This window comes from Labrenzia sp. 011 (assembly GCF_003075075.1).
In the GTDB taxonomy this organism is placed as follows: domain Bacteria; phylum Pseudomonadota; class Alphaproteobacteria; order Rhizobiales; family Stappiaceae; genus Roseibium.
In genome coordinates, this window is the sequence record NZ_QCYM01000002.1 from 83,166 (window position 1) to 99,856 (window position 16,691).

Consider the following 16,691-nt stretch of genomic DNA (forward strand, 5'->3'; position numbering starts at 1 on the left):
TGCCAAGTGTTCCTTGCCTGATGCTTGCCACGATTCCATGGCCAAAGCACGGCTGAACGTGGTTTTTTGCCAATCGGGCCGTCCTGCGCACGGCATCTTGCCGTCCCTCCGGTACATTGCCACCGCACCGATCCCGATTCCGGCCCGATGGTATCACCGCGCACCGGTTGCGGGCAGCAGAGCTTCCAGGGTCTCGAGCCTGTCCGCTTCCGACGGCGGCTTGTCCCATCGCAGCCTGGATATGCGCGGAAACCGCATGGCAACGCCGGACTTGTGCCGCGTGGAGCGGTTCAGCCCCTCGAAGGCGACTTCCAGCACCAGCCCCCGGTCCGCTCCATGGGCGACTTCCCGCACCGGCCCGAAGCGGTTGACCGTGTTGTTGCGCACGAAGCGGTCGATTTCGCGGAGCTCATCGTCGGTGAACCCGAAATAGGCCTTGCCGACCGGCACCAGTTCGTCTTCCCCCTCGCGCTGCCTCCAGACCCCGAAGGTATAGTCGGAGTAAAAGGAGGAGCGTTTGCCGTGACCGCGTTGCGCGTACATCAGCACCGCATCCACCAGAAGTGGGTCACGCTTCCATTTGTACCACAGGCCTTTCGGGCGTCCGGTCACATAGGTCGAATCCCAGCGCTTGAGCATCACGCCTTCCACCGCTTCCGCATTGGCGGCATCGAGATGCTTCCCAGGTTCAGCCCGCGCGGCAGCGATGGCCGTCCAGTCCACCACGGGAACCATGGGTGACAGGTCGATCCTCGGGTCATCCAGCTCTGAAAGGAACGCTTCCAGCCGCTGCCTGCGCTGCGCGAAAGGAAGATCGCGAAGATCCTCCCCCTTCAGGAACAACAGATCATAGGCCCGGATTCCGGCCGGATACTCCCTGAGGAGCTTTGGCCCTGCCGTCTTGCGGTTGAGCCGCTTCTGAAGATCGGAAAACGGGTGGACCCTGCCCTCTGACATCACCAGCAGCTCACCGTCAAGACAGGCATCGAATGTCAGCGCATCGACGACATCCGGAAAGGCCCGGGAAATATCCTCACCGGTCCGGCTGTACAGGCGCCGCACGGTGTCACCGTCGCCGGCGCGGCCGGCGGAGGCCTGGATGCGGATGCCGTCCCATTTCCACTCGACGGCGAAGTCCCCGGCGCCCGGAAGCTCCCGGCCCTTGCCCTCCTCCAGAGGATGAGCCAGCATCACGGGACGGAAAGGAGCAGGATCGTCGCTGTCGGGAGCGCCTGCCTTGCCCTCGGCCCAAGCAAACAGTGCCTCGTAGGGCGGTGCCAGCCTGTGCCAGACCTCCTCCACCTGGGAGACTTCCAGATCCCCCAGGCGGGCGACCGCGGTTTTCGCGAGGCGTGCCGAGACCCCGACGCGCAGACCTCCGGTGACCAGCTTCAGCAGGGCCCAGCGCCCGGTTTCATCCAGCCGGTCCAGCCATGCGGCCAGCAATCCCGCAACATCCGTCTTGCCGGCGGCTTCCAGCCGAAGGACCACATCGGACAGGGCAAGGACCGGTTCCGGTTGCTCCCGCGCCTCCTCCCCGTTGCCGTCCCCTTCTGGCCACATCAGCGCGATGGTCTCGGACAGGTCGCCGACAAAGTCGTAGGACAGAGCAAACAGCCGCGCATCCGCACGCGCGCCGATCAACGTGCGCAACAGGGCCGGCCTGGCGTGTTTGAAGCTGATGCTGCCGGTCAGAGCCGCCAGGGCATATCCCCGGTCCGGATCGGCGGTCTCCCTGAAATAGCGCACCAGAAGCGCCTCCTTGGCGACCCGCCGCGGTTCAAGGGAAAGTCTGTCCAGAAGTCGGGAAAATGCCTGCATGCAGATAGAACTTGCGGGCGGGTCTTGCGATTTCAAGCCCGTCCGGCAAAATGACCGCGCATGGTTGCGATGGAAATCAATTTGTCTGCGGGATGGACGGGACGGGTATTTGCCTGTATAAGCCGCGCCCATCCCGTGGCTGATGAAATTCTAGCCCGATCCGGTAGACTGCTGACTGGCATGCAGAAGATCCGGAGCAGTTGAAAGATTCCTATGACTGATTTGACGTCTATCGCCCCGGCCCTGTCGGCCGCGCTGGCGAAACGAGGCTATGAAAGCCTCACTCCCGTGCAGGAAAGCGTCCTGAAGGACATTCCGCCCGAAGCCGACCTCCTCGTTTCCGCCCAGACCGGCTCCGGCAAGACCGTTGCCTTCGGTCTGGCCCTTGCCCCGACCCTGCTGCGCGGCGAGGAAAAGCTCGGCCGGGCCGGCGCTCCCATCGCGCTGGCCATTGCGCCGACCCGTGAACTTGCCCTGCAGGTGAAGGAAGAACTGGCCTGGCTTTACGCCGAAGCCGATGCGGTCACCACATCCTGCGTCGGCGGCATGGATCCGCGGACCGAGCGGCGCTTCCTCGATCGCGGCGTCCATATTGTCGTCGGCACTCCCGGCCGCCTGCGCGATCACATCGAGCGCGGCGCCCTGGATCTTTCCGAGATCCGCGCCGTCGTTCTCGACGAAGCCGACGAAATGCTCGACATGGGCTTCCGCGAGGACCTGGAATTCATCCTCGACGCCGCCCCCCGGGAACGGCGGACGCTGATGTTCTCCGCGACGGTACCCAAGCAGATTGCCGAACTTGCCAAACGCTTCCAGAAGGATGCGGTGCGGCTGTCGACCATCAACGCCCGCGAGCAGCATGGTGATATCGACTATATCGCCCATCCGGTTTCTCCGAACGAGCGCGAAAATGCGCTGATCAACGTGTTGCGGCTGCATGATTCCGAAAAGGCGATCGTCTTCTGCTCCACACGTGAAGCCGTCAGCCGGCTGACATCGCGTCTTGCCAACCGGGGCTTTTCCATCGTCTCGCTGTCCGGCGAGCTCAGCCAGGAGCAGCGCTCCAGCGCCCTGGCCGCCATCAAGGACGGCCGAGCCCGGGTCTGCGTGGCCACCGATGTGGCCGCCCGCGGCATCGACCTGCCGAATCTCGATCTCGTCATCCATGCGGATCTGCCCACCGGCAAATCCGCCCTTCTGCACCGGTCCGGCCGTACTGGGCGCGCCGGGCGCAAGGGCACCTGCGTTCTCATGGTTCCCTTCCCGCGCCGCCGTCAGGCGGAACGCGTGCTGCAGTTCGCCGGGATCAAGGCGACCTGGAAGGGCGCGCCGACCGCGGACGACATCCGCGCGAAAGACAAGGAACGGCTGCTGGCCGATCCTGCCCTCAGCGTGGAGCTGGAGGATGAGGACCGGGCGATCGCCCAGGAACTTCTGGCACTGCACAGCCCGGAACAGCTTGCCGCCGCCTTCGTCAAGCTGCGCCAGTCGCGCCTGCCGGCCCCGGAAGATGTCGCCGAACTCAACGAGACCTCCCTCAAGGGACGGGATGCCGGATCACGTGGCGGCCGCACCGCCGAGATTACCGGCAAGTTCGAGGACGGTGTCTGGTACTCGCTCTCGCTCGGACACCGCCAGCGCGCGGAACCGCGGTGGATCCTGCCGTTGATCTGCCGGGCGGGCCACGTCACCAAGAAGGAAGTCGGGGCGATCAAGATCTTCCAGAACCAGCTTTATTTCGAGATCGCCGGCAGCCACGGCGAGCGTTTCTCCGAGGTGATCAAGCGTGACGGTTCCGGCGAGGAAAATGTCACCATCACCCTTCTGGATGCCCGTGGCGGCAAGATCCCGGCTCCGCCGAAGGAAGATGATGACCGGCGCGGACGCGGCGGACCGCCCAAGCGGCGCCCGTACAAGTCCGACGCGCCGGATTACGAAACCATGGGCAAGGAAGACACGCTGAAGTCCGGCCGGCCGAAACGCGGGCCCAAGCGTGACTTCGAGGCCCCGCGCGGCAAGCCGCGCCGCCGGCCCGACGACGGGGACGCGGTCCCCAGTCATCCCGCCTATGAACCGCTCGACATGAACGCCCTCGCCCGGGATCTGGACGGCGGCGACAAGCCTGCGGCCCGCAAGCCCCGTGCACCGGAGACCGGTGATGGCGAGCGCCGCAAGCCGCGCAGCAAGGCATCTGCCAAGCCGGCCGCGGGCAAGAAGAAGGCTCCTAAGAAAAACAAGCCGACCCGCTCCGAGCGCAAGGCGACCAAGGCGAAAAGCTGACCGGATACCCTGCGTTCACCTGAACGCAGGGTGCTCAACCGCCGCCGGGCCGGCAGCGGGCACCGGAGGGCACTTTTTCCGCAGTGTTTGCAGGCTGGTCCATCACGGTGTGACTGTGCTCGCCTTCGGCGAGAAAGCTGTTTTCCAGAAGGGTTCTGCCGGCCGGTGACAGGTTCCTGTTGCCGATGACTTGCGTTCCCGTGACCGGGTGATCCAGAAGAGCCGCCCGGAACGGACTGCCCAGATACAGATACTCGAAATCGCCGAGGAACAGATTGTCCTTCACGGCATTGCCGTCATCCTCGATGCGGATACCGGTTTTCAGATTTTCGAAGCAATTCCCTTCATAGAGATTGTCCCTGGCGAAATCCTCGAAGAGGTGAAGCGCCATCGGGAACGGCCAGAGCGGCGCAGGTGCGCGCTTGTCGACAAGGCCGGCGATCAGCTCGGGGTTGAAACGATAACCGAGCAGTTCGTCGGATTGTCCCCAGGGCCGGTCCTTCATCATCAGCTCGAGAGATACCGGATTGTCATAGGGACTCGTGTCGCCGCAATCCCACATCACCAGATCACGCGCCTGACGCGACGCCACCCAGATGCCAATATCCATGTTGCGGAAGACATTGCCGCGGATGATGTTGCCGTTCGAGCCCTGAAGGCGCGGGCGGCTTTCCGGATTGGTGGTATGAAATTCCCAGCAGTTCCTGTAGTGGAAGATGCCGCCGAAGGCGTTGTCCTCGAAAATATTGTTCTCGACCAGGTTATAGGCGGACCCGTCTATGGACAGGCCTTCTCGGCGCGTCGGGCCGATGCGCCGGATCCCCCTGTTGGTGAACAGGCCATTGTTTCGGATCAGATTGCCGGAAACGGTATTCCTCTGCGATCCGTGCTCAAGGTAGATGCCCACATGATGGCCGTCTGCAACGATGGAATCGCGGATCGTCGCCCCGACCACATAGTGATCGACAAAGATTCCAGTCATATAGGACCGGGTAATGGTGAGATGCTCCAGTACCACATCTTCCGACGACGTCGCCCGGGCCCGGTCCCGGGCTGCCGGATCGTCCTGCGGCGTCTGACCCTCGATCAGAATTCCGCCCGTGTCGTCGAGACGGCAATCACGAATGGTAACGTTCTTCAGGCCGGGCCGGATGATGATCGCGCGCCGGTGCATGCCGGTGATCAGGGCCCCCTGGCAGTCGAGGGTGACGTTGCTTGCGGCAATGACGATGCCGTCCGTGTATCGACAGTCCGTCTGCAGCAGGTTCCTTCCTGCCTCGATCTTCGGAAGAGAACATTCCCTCAGCACCTTAGGCGCCGGCGTCAGGGCGCCGCGCGGCGGTGCGCCAGCAAGCGGCGCTCCCTGAACCGACCCGGCCAGGACTGCGCAGAGGGCAAAGATACACGGTGCGAGGACTGACGGCATCAAGACCTTCCGAAGCTGAACCTCATACCCGGGTATCAGTCATTGACGATGCCGGCGATCACCCAGTCCGTCCCGTTCTGAACGAGCTGGTAGTGACAGGTGAACTCGAAGACGGCTTCGCCGTCGGCGGTTTCCTGCACCCAGTCGAGTGTCACCAGCGCAGCGGCGCCGCTGACATGGCTGGAGACGACATGGAAATCGGACTGGGTCACCTTTTCCTTTTCCAGTGCCTTCAAAAGGGCTTCGATGTTTTCGACCAGCTCTTCCTCATCGTTGAAAACATGCCCCTTCTCGAATTGCCAGATGATTGCCGGCAGGGCGAAACAGTCGCTGATGCGGTCGACGTCATAATCGTTGAATCCCGCCAGATAATCATCGAACAGCTGGGCAATCGCCTCCTCGGCCTCTCCGGTCTCCCCCGGGCCCGAGCCGTTGCCGCCATTTCCCTCGCCAGCGCCCGGAAAAATACCTTCATCCGCCATGACGGCCTCCCGCGCGGGCAGTGCGAGCCCCCTTGTGAAAAATCTGTTCCGGCATGCTCATATGGTGCAAGTTTTTCACTCTCTTTCGAATTCACTTACGTTCTGGGCGTCCCGTACCGTGTCGGCATCCTCGCCGTCGTCATAGCCGATCATATGGAGAGGGCGGGCGTTTCGTCCATTCATTTCGCACCAGTGCACAAGTGCTTCCTCCGCCCCGTGGGTGACCCAGATCCGTTCGGCCCCGGTTTCCAGAATCGTGCGGCAGAGATCGTCCCAGTCGGCGTGATCGGAAACGATCAGGGGAAGCTCGGCGCCGCGTTGGCGGGCACGGGCACGCACCCGCATCCAGCCGGAGGCCATGGCCGTGACCGGATCGCCGAAGCGCCGCGCCCAGCGGTCGTTCAGCTGGCCGGGCGGGCACAGAACAATCTCCCCCTGCAGCTCCCTGCCGCGTGTGCCGACCGGTTCCACCGGTCCGAGGCGGATCCCCTGGCTCTCGTAGTAGGCCGTCAGTTTCTCCAGAGCGCCGTGGAGGTAGATCACCTTGCCGTAGCCTGCCGCTCTCAGTTCGGCGATCACCCGCTGCGCCTTGCCAAGGGCGTAGGCACCGACCAGATGGGTCTGTCCGGGAAACAGATCCAATGACGACAACAGTTTCTCCACCTCCTGGCGCGCCGGCGGATGACGGAACACCGGCAGGGCGAATGTGGCTTCGGTGACGAAGGTGTCGCAGGGAACGGGTTCGAAGGGCGCGCAGGTCGGATCGGCCTGACGCTTGTAGTCTCCCGAGACGACCGTGCGCTGCCCGGAGGCGGCAAGCAGCACCTGCGCAGAACCGAGTACATGGCCGGCCGGGTGGAGGGAGACCGCGACGTTGCCGACGCGCAGGGTTTCCCCATAACCGATGGCCTGCGTCTGGCCGCAGAAATCCTCGCCATACCGGGTCGCCATGATCTCGAGTGTCTGCCGGGTCGCCAGCACGGCGCCGTGGCCGGAGCGGGCATGATCCGCATGCCCGTGGGTGATGATCGCCTTGTCGACCGGCCGCACGGGATCGATATGAGCGCCGGCGTCCGGACAATAGAGGCCTTCCGGCGTGAGAGTGAGAGGATCGTCCATTGGTCGCTACATAGGTCCGATTTTCCGATTTGCCATGCCTTGACCTCACCTGCGGCTCCAACAGGCCGGCGGGAGATCAGCTGAAGGGAGCTCCGGAACACAAAGGGAACATTCCGATCACCCTCCTCTCGCCTTTTCGCAGACCGTGCCCTAGAAAGGGGGCATGGATGCACCCCACCTTCCCGATCGGTTCCGAAGCTGGTTCGCCTCCAGGGGCTGGACCCCAAGAGCGCATCAGCTGCAACTGATCGACCATCTTTCGCAAGGTCATTCCACCCTGCTGATCGCTCCGACCGGGGCGGGCAAGACCCTTGCCGGCTTCCTGCCGAGCCTTGTCGAACTGGAACGGCGCGGCACACGCAAGCCCGGCGCGGCAGGCGGCGGCATTCACACGCTCTATATCTCGCCGCTGAAGGCGCTCGCCGTCGACATCGCCCGCAATCTGGAAGCGCCGGTCGCGGACATGGACCTGCCGGTCCGCCTGGAAACCCGCACCGGCGACACGCCGTCCCACAAGCGCCAGCGGCAGAAACTCAATCCGCCGGACATTCTTCTGACCACGCCGGAGCAGATCGCCCTGCTTCTGTCCGATCCGGTGTCCGCGCGGCTGTTCGCCTCGCTGAAGACCGTCATTCTGGACGAACTGCATGCGCTGGTCACCTCCAAGCGCGGCGACCTTCTGGCCCTGGGGCTGGCGCGGCTCCGGCGTCTTGCCCCCGGCCTCCGGACAGTCGGCCTGTCGGCGACGGTCGCCGAACCGGACGATCTGCGCGCCTATCTGGTGGAGCAGCCCGACACGGAGGCACGGGCGCTGTCTCATCTGGTCCAGGTAACGGGCGGCGCCCGGCCTGACATCTCCATTCTGGACTCCGAGGAGCGCCTCCCCTGGTCCGGTCATTCCTCGCGCTATGCAATCCGGGACATCTACGGCCTGATCAAGCAGCACAACGTGTCCCTGCTGTTCGTGAACACCCGCAGCCAGGCGGAGATGGTGTTTCAGGAACTGTGGCGCATCAACGACGATACGCTGCCGATCGCGCTGCATCACGGCTCCCTCGATGTCGGCCAGCGGCGCCGGGTGGAAGCGGCGATGGCCGCCGGAAGCTTGCGGGCCGTGGTCGCCACCTCCTCCCTCGACATGGGCATCGACTGGGGCGACATCGACCTGGTCATCAACATCGGTGCGCCGAAGGGGGCGAGCCGTCTGGCACAGCGGATCGGCCGCGCCAATCACCGCATGGACGAACCGTCCAGGGCCGTCCTGGTCCCGGCCAACCGGTTCGAGGTGCTGGAGTGCCAGGCGGCCCTTTCCGCGTCCCGGCGCGGCGAGCAGGACACCCCGCCCCTGCGCAAGGGTGCGCTCGACGTGCTGGCCCAGCATCTTCTGGGGCTTGCCTGCGCCGATCCGCTGGACGCCCTGGCCACCTTCGGAGAGATCCGCTCCTCGCAAACCTACCGCCATCTCGACTGGGAGACCTTCGAGAAGGTGCTGGATTTCGTCGCCACCGGCGGCTACGCGCTCAAGACCTACGAGCAATACGCCAAGCTGCGGAAAGGCAAGGACGGCCTGTGGCGGATCGCCCATCCGAAGATCGCGCAGCAATACCGGCTGAATGTGGGCACGATCGTCGAAGCCCCCATGCTGAAGGTAAGGCTGGTGAAATCCAGGGCCGACGGACGACGCGCTCCCGTCGGCCGCGGCGGACGGATGCTGGGGGAGATCGAGGAATATTTCATCGAACAGCTGGCACCGGGCGATACATTCCTGTTCGGCGGCGAAGTTCTGCGCTTCGAGGCGATCCGGGAAAACGAGGCCTATGTCTCGCGGGCGAAAACCGACAATCCGATGATCCCCTCCTACATGGGCGGAAAGTTTCCGCTCTCCACCTATCTGGCGGCAAGCGTGCGGGCGATGCTCTCCGATCCCGAAAGCTGGAAAGACCTTCCCGCTCAGGTGCGCGACTGGCTGGAAATCCAGAAAGACAAATCGGTGCTGCCGCAACAGGATGGACTGCTGGTGGAGACCTTTCCCCGCGCCAGCAAGCACTACATGGTCTGCTATCCCTTCGAGGGCAGGCTCGCCCACCAGACCCTGGGGATGCTCGTGACCAGACGGCTGGAAAGGATGGGCGCACAGCCCATGGGGTTCGTCGCCAACGACTATGCGCTTGCCGTGTGGGGCCTGCGCGACCTGTCCGCGCTGTTTTCCTCCGGTCGCATTTCGCTGGAAGAGCTGTTCGAACAGGACATTCTCGGCGACGATCTGGACGCCTGGCTGGCGGAGTCCAGTCTGATGAAGCGCACCTTCCGCAATTGTGCCGTGATTGCCGGGCTTATCGAGCGCCGTCATCCGGGCCAGGAGAAGACGGGCCGTCAGGTCACCGTGTCATCCGACCTGATCTATGATGTGTTGCGCGCCCATGAACCGGACCACATCCTGCTCAGGGCCACCTGGAACGACGCGTCCGAAGGACTTCTGGATATCTCCCGTCTGGGAGAACTTCTTGCCCGGATCCGGGGACGAATCACGCATACTGGCCTCCCGCACGTCTCCCCCCTCGCCGTGCCCATTCTCCTGGAGATAGGAAAAGAGCCTGTCTACGGGGAAGCCATGGACAGGATTCTGGAGGAGGCGGCGGAAGAGCTGGTTCTGGAGGCCTTGGAATGAGTGCACTCACGTCACATTTGCGCAATTATACGGCTGCGCCCGTGTGTCATGACATTCCGATCAACGGCCAGCTTGTCGGCCTGCACGACAGCGGCGTGCTGTGGTGGCCGGACGAAAATACCCTTGTCGTTGCCGACCTGCACCTGGAAAAGGCGTCCAGCTATGCCCGGCGCGGCGTGATGCTGCCGCCTTATGATACCGGTGCCACGCTGGAAAAACTTGCCGGCGTGATGGACGCCTTCGATCCGGCGCGGGTCATCTGCCTCGGCGACAGCTTTCACGACGCAGAAGGCTCCGACCGCCTGCCTGCTCCCTACCGCGCCATGCTGACCACCCTGCAGCTCGGCCGCGAATGGATCTGGGTCACCGGCAATCACGATCCGGTCGCACCAGTGCGGCTCTGCGGCGAAACCGTCGACGAGATATCCTTCGGGCCGCTCACCTTCCGTCACGAGCCGATCGAGAAAATCGGTTCGGAGGAAACGGAAGGGGAAATCTGCGGCCACCTGCATCCGGCCGCCCGCGTGCGTCGCTTCGGCCGGTCCATCCGCCGGTCCTGTTTCGCGACCGATGGCACCCGTCTGGTCCTGCCCGCCTTCGGTGCCCTCACCGGCGGTCTCAACGTGACCGACGCGGCCTACAGCATGATCTTCCGCCGCCGCCAGTTCTCCGTCTTCCTGCTCGGCAACGACCGCCTGTTTCCCTTCACCGCTTCACGGCTGGTGGGGGACTGAGCCGAACCGGCAGGTCCGTCCGCAGGAACGGCACCGTGCCACGTGCGGCCGCCAAGCGCATTGAACCCAAGCGGAATGCCCGCTCGTGCGCCGTCTTCAATCCTTGCGGAAAATCACGCCTGCCAGCCAGCCGGTGAAAATGGCCAGGCCCACTGCCAGAAAACCGTAGACCAGCGGATATTGCTGGGCCAGCTTGAAGGTGATCTGTTCGAAACCGATCTTGGCGACCGCCATGGTTTCCTCGGTGCTGGAAATCACGTCACCCTTCTCGAACAGGAAGCTCTTCACCTTGTATTCGCCCACCGGGATATTGGCCGGCAGGGGAATGTTTGTGCGGAACATCGTGTTCGTGAGAAAGCGGATGGAGCTTTCCTGTTCGGAATAGAGACCGGCCTCCTCACGCAGGCGGATGAAGGCCTTGCGGAAATCGTCGCGGTCCGCCAGCGGCACATTCGAGGCACCGGAAACGGCAAGATTGATGTGATTGAGGCCGATGCCCAGATCGTCGAGGATGTCACGGTCGGCCAGGGCCCCGATCCTGGTATTGCTGGCCACCGCATAGAAGGACGGAACCTCCTGGAAGCGCTCCGCCTCCCGGTTGACCCATACGCCGAGAAAGCGGCCCTTCCTGCGTGTGGTGATATCCTGCGGCGGGCCTTCGACCACGATGGCCAGATCGAGGCTGCTCGGATCGTTCGGCTGGCGCTCGATGTTCTGGACCTGCCCGAAGATCACGATTTCCGTGCCGGTAAAGTTCGACTGGATGGAGATCACGTCCGAAGACAGGGAGGTGACCAGGTCGTTGTTGTTCTGTGCGCCGGAGGCATGGCAGGCCGCAAACAGCACGGCGGCGGCAAGCAGCGGCTGTAGGAATCTGCGGCCGTTCATGCGCCCGCCCCCTTGCGGATGGCGATGGAATAGAAGTCCTCGGGCACCAGCAGCAGGTCGATGGCAAAACGCAGCCCGACACCCATCACCAGCAGCGCCAGCAGCAGCCGCAGCTGGTCGCCGCGCAGGTTCTGTCCCATGCGAGCACCGAACTGCGCACCGATCACACCGCCGATCATCAGCGTCATGGCCAGAACGATGTCGACCGTCTTGGTGCCCATGGCATGAAAGATGGTTGCCGCGGCCATGGTGAAGAGGATCTGGAACAGCGAGGTGCCGATCACGATGTTGGTCGGGACCCGCAGCAGATAGATCAGCGCCGGCACCATCATGAAGCCGCCGCCGATGCCCAGAACCGTCCCCAGAAAGCCGATGATCGCGCCCAGACCGACAACGGGGATGACGCTCACATAAAGTTTGGAGCGGCGGAACCGGACCTTCAGGGGAAGGCCGTGAATCCAGTTGTGCTGGCCGGGCCTGCGGGCCTTCGGCGCCACGCCGGACTTGCGCCGCCGGATCGCACGAACCGATTCAAACAGCATCAGGCTGCCGATGGCGCCCAGAAAGGTCACATAGGAAAGGGAGATGACGAGATCGAGCTGTCCGACGGATTGCAGGACCTCGAACAGGACCACGCCGATCAGGGATCCGAAAACACCGCCGGCCAACAGTATGGTCGCGAGCTTGAGATCAATGGCCTTGCGGCGCCAGTAGGTGACGACGGCGGATGCGGAAGAGGCCACGACCTGGGTGGTGACGGTTGCAACGGAGACCGCCGGGGGAATTCCGGAAAAGATCAGAAGCGGCGTCAGCAGGAAACCGCCGCCGATGCCGAACAGGCCCGACAGGAAGCCCACGGCACCGCCCATGCCGAATATCACGAAGATATTCACCGGAATCTCGGCTATGGGCAGATATAATTGCACTGGATCACGCCGGAACAGACTGCAGACAGGACTGCATGATGTTTAGATCAAAATGGTTAAAGACCCGTGCGTGCCGACGTGTCAACCAGCCAACGGGAGACTTCCGTTCGGTGCGGCGATTTTATGCCGATCTCAGGCGCTTTGGGATCAAATTGCCTGACTTTTCAACTCTTCGAGCAGGCGAGCGTCGACTTCACCGGTTTCCGGCAGGCCGAGACTGCGCTGGAAGGCGCGGATGGCGCTGCGCGTGCGGGGGCCCATCTGGCCGTCCGGCGTACCTGTCTCGAAGCCGAGATAGTTCAGCTTGTCCTGCGCCTCACGGATCATCGATGTATTGTCGAGCGTCTTGACCGCCGCCTGGGAAGCTGGAAGCGATGCGCTGTCCGCCCATTCCGACTGCATGGTGACCTTGTTCGCGGCCGCATCCGGCGTCTTCAGCGCAAAACTCTCCACCGCAAGCCGGGCGTCGGCCAGCGTTTCCTGGTTCATCATGTTGGCGACATCATCGCGGCGCTTGGCGGCTTCCGGGTCACCCTGGTCGGCGGCGATGGCAAACCACTTGTAGCTGGCCACAAGATCCTTATCGACGCCGATACCGCCCGCGTAGAGGATGCCCAGGTTGAACAGGCTGTCCTTCACGCCGAAATTGGCGGCGTTCTCGAACCATTTGGCCGCGGCAGCATAATCGGGCTCTCCGCCGCCGCCTTCGGCAAACAGAACGGCGAGATTGTGCATGGCCTTGGCGTTGCCGGCTTCCGCCGCCTTCATGTACCAGGCCTTGGCTTTGGCCAGGTCCTTTTCGACGCCGCGTCCCTTTTCATACAGGCTGGCCAGACGGTATTGGGCCGGCGCCAGCCCCTTTTCGGCGGCTTTCTGGTACCAGACGGCAGCCGTTTCCAGATCGGCGGGAACGCCGCTGCCTTCGGTGTATTTCACGCCGATGAGAAACTCTGCCGCAGGATCGCCGCTGGCGGCGGCACTGCGCAGGGCCATCGGGCCGACCCCTTCGGGCGGCAGGTTCGCAATCAGACCGCTCGGGGTTATCCCCGCAACGACCGTTTCGGTTTCGGTGACATCGGGTCCGGCAACGCCGCCTGCAGCCGGGGAGAAGGTCGCCGGGTTTTTCGGCGCTCCCGTTCCGAAGCTGCTGGCCACTCCGGCCGGCGGTGCAAAGGTCAGCTCCGTGTCGGCGGCCTGGGGACCGGTGGCAGAGGCTGCCTGAACCTTGCCGGATGCCGGGACGGACGGCGCCGGGGACACGGATGCGGTCGCTGCAGGCGCAGTGGAGGCGTCGCTGTGGGGCGCCGACAGGGCGCGGGCCGTTGCAGGCGCCGTCGGCGCCGCGGCAGATGCGAGCGCCGGTTGCGTTTCGGAAGCGGCCCCGGAGCGAGTGCCGGATGCCGACTGCGGCTCAAGGGCACGCCCGGCGGTGGCAGCCTCCGCCGCAGCGGCGGCCAGATCCGTTTCGACATCACCGGGCAGCGCTTCAACGGTCTCTACCGTTTCCTCTGCTGCGGCAGCGATCTGCTCGCCGTCCCCGGATCCGCTGGTGGCAATCCGGTAGACCTGCAAGGTGCCCATCAGAAGAACAACGGCGGCAGCGGCATAGAGAATGGTACGGCGGCGGCCGCCGGAGGACGGCGCAAACTCGGGCGCCGGACGGTCGCCCGGCAGCACTGGCGAGTCCTGTGCCTGAAAGTTCTGGTCGGCAATATCCTCGACGCCGAGTTCCAGATCCTCGCTCGCGCCCTTTCCGGTGTCGGCAGATGCAGCCGGTTTTTCCCGCTTCAGGACGTTGCGCAGCCAGCCGACGCGAGCCTTGCCGCGTTCCTCGTCGGCGGGCTCCGCTCCGGCGCGGTCTTTCGGTTTCTTGTCGAGCTGCGCAGCCTCCGCGGAGGCCGCCTGCGCCGCCCGGCGGGCCGCAGCAATGAAATCGGCCTTGCGATCCCGCACGCGCGTATCGGGCCGGGCGCTGTCGCCGGCCGCGTTGTCCTTGCCGCCGTCTTCCCCATTCCCCGCCAGAACGGGCTTGGTATAGACAGGAGCCGGATCGCCGGCATTCAGCCGTGAGAAGCCAGCGGCAGGAGACGCCGCGATATGTTCCGAGCGTTCCAGATTGTCCAGACGCTCCGTCAGGGAGCCAAGAACGGACTTGACCCCGTCAAAGGTGTTGCGGGTGCGCTCTTCGCCACCCTCGGCCGCATCCAGCAGGCGCCGAAGGTCGCCCTGCAAGGCATGGATGGCCTCGTCATATTGCGAGTTTTTCACTTCGGGCAGATTGGCGACGGCTTCCCTGGCCGCTTCGCGGGCAATTTCGGCAACATCGGCGCGGGTCTGCTTAAGGCCCTGTTCTATGCGTTCCAGAACCGGCGAGAACTGATCGGCATCGAAGCCCCTGGCCGAGGAGCTTTCGAGCTGTTCCGCAAGCGCCGCGACCTTTTCGCCAAGCTGCTCGAAACGGCCGTCATCCGAAATCTCGCCCCCCCTGGAGACGACATTCGCCAGATCGGCGATCCGCTGCTCCAGCGCTTCTGTCGACGCGGGCGCGGCGACGCTGGCGCGCATGGAGCCGATTTCCTCGCGCAGCTTGTCGAGATCCGCCGTCGTCACGGTATCGGACGGCTGCTCGAGCCGCGCTGTCAGATCGCTCAGGCGGTCCTGGATCTGGGACAGAAACTCGGTGTCTGGTTCGGCCCCCGCCTTGGCATTCGTCCGGCGCGGGCGGGCGGTTTTCTTCTCGATGGCGTCGATCTTGCCGGAAATCATCTCCAGCCGCTTTTCAAGGGCCTCGAATGCACCGGCATTGGCCGAAGGCAGCGGCTCCGCATGTTCCATGCGCTCGAGACGGTCGACGATTTCATCGAGGCGCCGGTCCACCCGGGCAAGATGCTCGTCACTCGACGGTTCGGCGCGGTCGTCGGACATCATGCCCACGATGTCCTCGAGCCGCCCCTGAAGCCGGGCAATGGTTTCCGGCTCCGGCATGCGGTCTTCCATCGCGGACAGACGATTGTCGAGGCCACGCTGCTCGCGCGCCAGGACTTCCAGATCGTCCAGCCGTCCGGAAACGAATTTCATCCGGTCGTCGATGCCTTCAACGAGACCCTTGATATCGATCTGCTCGACAAAACCGCGCACTTCGCGCAGTTCCGCCCGCAGGGGCTCAATCTGCGCATGATCCTTGCGCTGCAGCAGTTCTTCCACCCGTTCGGCAATCGTGACGATCCGGTCCTCAAGCACCACCATGTGCTCGGAGCGCGGCAGGGCCGCGAAGGCATCTTCAATTTCGTCGAGGCGGGCGGTCACGCTGCTCAGCACCCGGGGGTCGACGGAGGCGCGCGAAAGCTCGTCCAGGCGTTGCAGGATATGGGCATATCCATGCTCAAGCGTCTCAAGGGCGCCTTCCACGTTGGTACGGCCGACCATGGACTTGAGTTCGGCGACTTCCTTGCGGATCTCGCGCGCCAGATGGTCTGTCTTCTTGTCGGTCCGCAGACGCTCCACCATGTCGGCGAGCCGCCGCAGCTCCGCGTTCTGCCGGTTGACCGTTTCACTGGTGCCTTGTGAAATGCCGCCAAGGGCATCGCGCAGGGAGCCGATTTCCTCACGGACCTGGCCGAGGACCTTTTCCTGCGGCGCCCTCAGGGCGTCAATGCGCCGGCCGAGATCCTTGTAGACATGGAAGGAGGCGTCGTGCCGTTCACGGGCGGCGCGGTCCCGGCGCGGCGGAGCACGGTCGTAGTCCTCCTCACCCCGGAGCTCCTCTTCCGCCTCGTCATCGTAATAGGGATCCGCCGGTGCCTGATAACGTTCGTCCCGGAGGCTGTCGATCGCGTAGCGGCCGGGCCGCGAGCGCGAACCTGTGTGCGCGTCATGGGGCTTCTCAGATCCCCTGCCGCCTTCAAGGCCCTGGACCTGTTCATCCAGTCGGTCGAGAGCGCCCAGCACCTCGTCCACCCTGGTATCATGCGCGCTTTCGCGCTCCGGAGCACGGGAGCGCGGCCCCCGACGGGCTGGACGGGCGGACCTGGCGGGAGACTGCGGCTCGGAGCTTTCGGACAACAACCGGTCAAGTTCATCGGCCACGGCGTCGAGATCCCCATCCCGTTCATCGTCGCGTGCCTCGCGGCCGCCGCCCAGTGCCGTTGCGGTACGAGTCAGCCGTTCGATACGGTCACGAGCATGTTCGCGGCGCGGGGACCCGTAAAAGTCGTCACCTTCATACGCATCGCGACCGCGGCTTCCTGCCTCGTGTTTCTTCCAAGCCGGCATATCTTGACCCTGGGCTTACGGCTTTTTCCAACCGCTGATGGAACAGACTGCATCGACATTTCCCGAAGATGGAAC

General features: G+C 64.1%; 10 protein-coding genes. 3 read left to right on the top strand and 7 right to left on the bottom strand.

Features of this window, described 5'->3' with window-relative positions; translation table 11 throughout:
- Positions 1 to 153: 153 nt before the first annotated feature.
- A complete protein-coding gene (locus DCO57_RS03220; protein ID WP_116697430.1) occupies positions 154 to 1,821 on the bottom strand; it encodes a cisplatin damage response ATP-dependent DNA ligase in 1,668 nt (555 codons plus the stop codon).
- A 213-nt stretch (positions 1,822 to 2,034) separates the two neighbouring features.
- On the opposite strand from DCO57_RS03220, the gene DCO57_RS03225 reads away from it, so the two are divergent.
- Positions 2,035 to 4,101 (top strand): DEAD/DEAH box helicase, encoded by a 2,067-nt coding sequence (locus tag DCO57_RS03225; RefSeq protein ID WP_116697431.1) that lies wholly within the window; start codon positions 2,035 to 2,037, stop codon positions 4,099 to 4,101.
- Positions 4,102 to 4,135: 34 nt separating this feature from the next.
- On the opposite strand, the gene DCO57_RS03230 is transcribed toward DCO57_RS03225, so the two are convergent.
- The 3 genes from DCO57_RS03230 to DCO57_RS03240 all read right to left on the bottom strand — a co-directional run bounded on the left by DCO57_RS03230 (position 4,136) and on the right by DCO57_RS03240 (position 7,128).
- Positions 4,136 to 5,527: a right-handed parallel beta-helix repeat-containing protein gene (locus DCO57_RS03230; protein WP_116697432.1), complete on the bottom strand. Its 1,392-nt coding sequence runs from the start codon at positions 5,525 to 5,527 to the stop codon at positions 4,136 to 4,138.
- A 35-nt stretch (positions 5,528 to 5,562) separates the two neighbouring features.
- Positions 5,563 to 6,009 carry a DUF4440 domain-containing protein gene (locus tag DCO57_RS03235; protein WP_116697433.1) on the bottom strand — a complete coding sequence of 149 codons (447 nt, stop codon included), beginning with the start codon at positions 6,007 to 6,009 and terminating at the stop codon, positions 5,563 to 5,565.
- 75 nt (positions 6,010 to 6,084) lie between these two features.
- Positions 6,085 to 7,128: a ligase-associated DNA damage response exonuclease gene (locus DCO57_RS03240; protein WP_116697434.1), complete on the bottom strand. Its 1,044-nt coding sequence runs from the start codon at positions 7,126 to 7,128 to the stop codon at positions 6,085 to 6,087.
- A 163-nt stretch (positions 7,129 to 7,291) separates the two neighbouring features.
- Between DCO57_RS03240 and DCO57_RS03245 the strand changes: the two genes are divergently transcribed.
- On the top strand, positions 7,292 to 9,796 hold the full coding sequence (locus tag DCO57_RS03245; RefSeq protein ID WP_116697435.1) for a ligase-associated DNA damage response DEXH box helicase: 2,505 nt from the start codon (positions 7,292 to 7,294) through the stop codon (positions 9,794 to 9,796).
- Positions 9,793 to 10,530 (top strand): ligase-associated DNA damage response endonuclease PdeM, encoded by a 738-nt coding sequence (gene pdeM, locus DCO57_RS03250; RefSeq protein WP_116697436.1) that lies wholly within the window; start codon positions 9,793 to 9,795, stop codon positions 10,528 to 10,530. The genes DCO57_RS03245 and pdeM overlap by 4 nt, the downstream gene beginning before the upstream one ends.
- Positions 10,531 to 10,626: 96 nt before the next feature.
- On the opposite strand, the gene DCO57_RS03255 is transcribed toward pdeM, so the two are convergent.
- The 3 genes from DCO57_RS03255 to DCO57_RS03265 all read right to left on the bottom strand — a co-directional run bounded on the left by DCO57_RS03255 (position 10,627) and on the right by DCO57_RS03265 (position 16,616).
- The gene (locus DCO57_RS03255) at positions 10,627 to 11,418 is read right to left on the bottom strand and encodes a TIGR02186 family protein (RefSeq protein WP_116697437.1); all 792 of its coding nucleotides are present in this window, start codon (positions 11,416 to 11,418) and stop codon (positions 10,627 to 10,629) included.
- Positions 11,415 to 12,344 carry a sulfite exporter TauE/SafE family protein gene (locus DCO57_RS03260; RefSeq protein WP_116697438.1) on the bottom strand — a complete coding sequence of 310 codons (930 nt, stop codon included), beginning with the start codon at positions 12,342 to 12,344 and terminating at the stop codon, positions 11,415 to 11,417. Before DCO57_RS03260 ends, DCO57_RS03255 begins: the two co-directional genes overlap by 4 nt.
- Positions 12,345 to 12,491: 147 nt before the next feature.
- Entirely contained in the window at positions 12,492 to 16,616 is a 4,125-nt protein-coding gene (locus DCO57_RS03265; protein ID WP_116697439.1) for a peptidoglycan-binding protein, read from the bottom strand.
- Positions 16,617 to 16,691 lie beyond the last annotated feature (75 nt).

What these genes read in the sequence shown, in the direction of transcription:
- DCO57_RS03220 (WP_116697430.1), bottom strand. Translation starts at nt 1,821, where the DNA reads ATGCAGGCATTTTCCCGACTTCTGGACAGACTTTCCCTTGAACCGCGG.
- DCO57_RS03225 (WP_116697431.1), top strand. Translation starts at nt 2,035, where the DNA reads ATGACTGATTTGACGTCTATCGCCCCGGCCCTGTCGGCCGCGCTGGCG.
- DCO57_RS03230 (WP_116697432.1), bottom strand. Translation starts at nt 5,527, where the DNA reads ATGCCGTCAGTCCTCGCACCGTGTATCTTTGCCCTCTGCGCAGTCCTG.
- DCO57_RS03235 (WP_116697433.1), bottom strand. Translation starts at nt 6,009, where the DNA reads ATGGCGGATGAAGGTATTTTTCCGGGCGCTGGCGAGGGAAATGGCGGC.
- DCO57_RS03240 (WP_116697434.1), bottom strand. Translation starts at nt 7,128, where the DNA reads ATGGACGATCCTCTCACTCTCACGCCGGAAGGCCTCTATTGTCCGGAC.
- DCO57_RS03245 (WP_116697435.1), top strand. Translation starts at nt 7,292, where the DNA reads ATGGATGCACCCCACCTTCCCGATCGGTTCCGAAGCTGGTTCGCCTCC.
- pdeM (WP_116697436.1), top strand. Translation starts at nt 9,793, where the DNA reads ATGAGTGCACTCACGTCACATTTGCGCAATTATACGGCTGCGCCCGTG.
- DCO57_RS03255 (WP_116697437.1), bottom strand. Translation starts at nt 11,418, where the DNA reads ATGAACGGCCGCAGATTCCTACAGCCGCTGCTTGCCGCCGCCGTGCTG.
- DCO57_RS03265 (WP_116697439.1), bottom strand. Translation starts at nt 16,616, where the DNA reads ATGCCGGCTTGGAAGAAACACGAGGCAGGAAGCCGCGGTCGCGATGCG.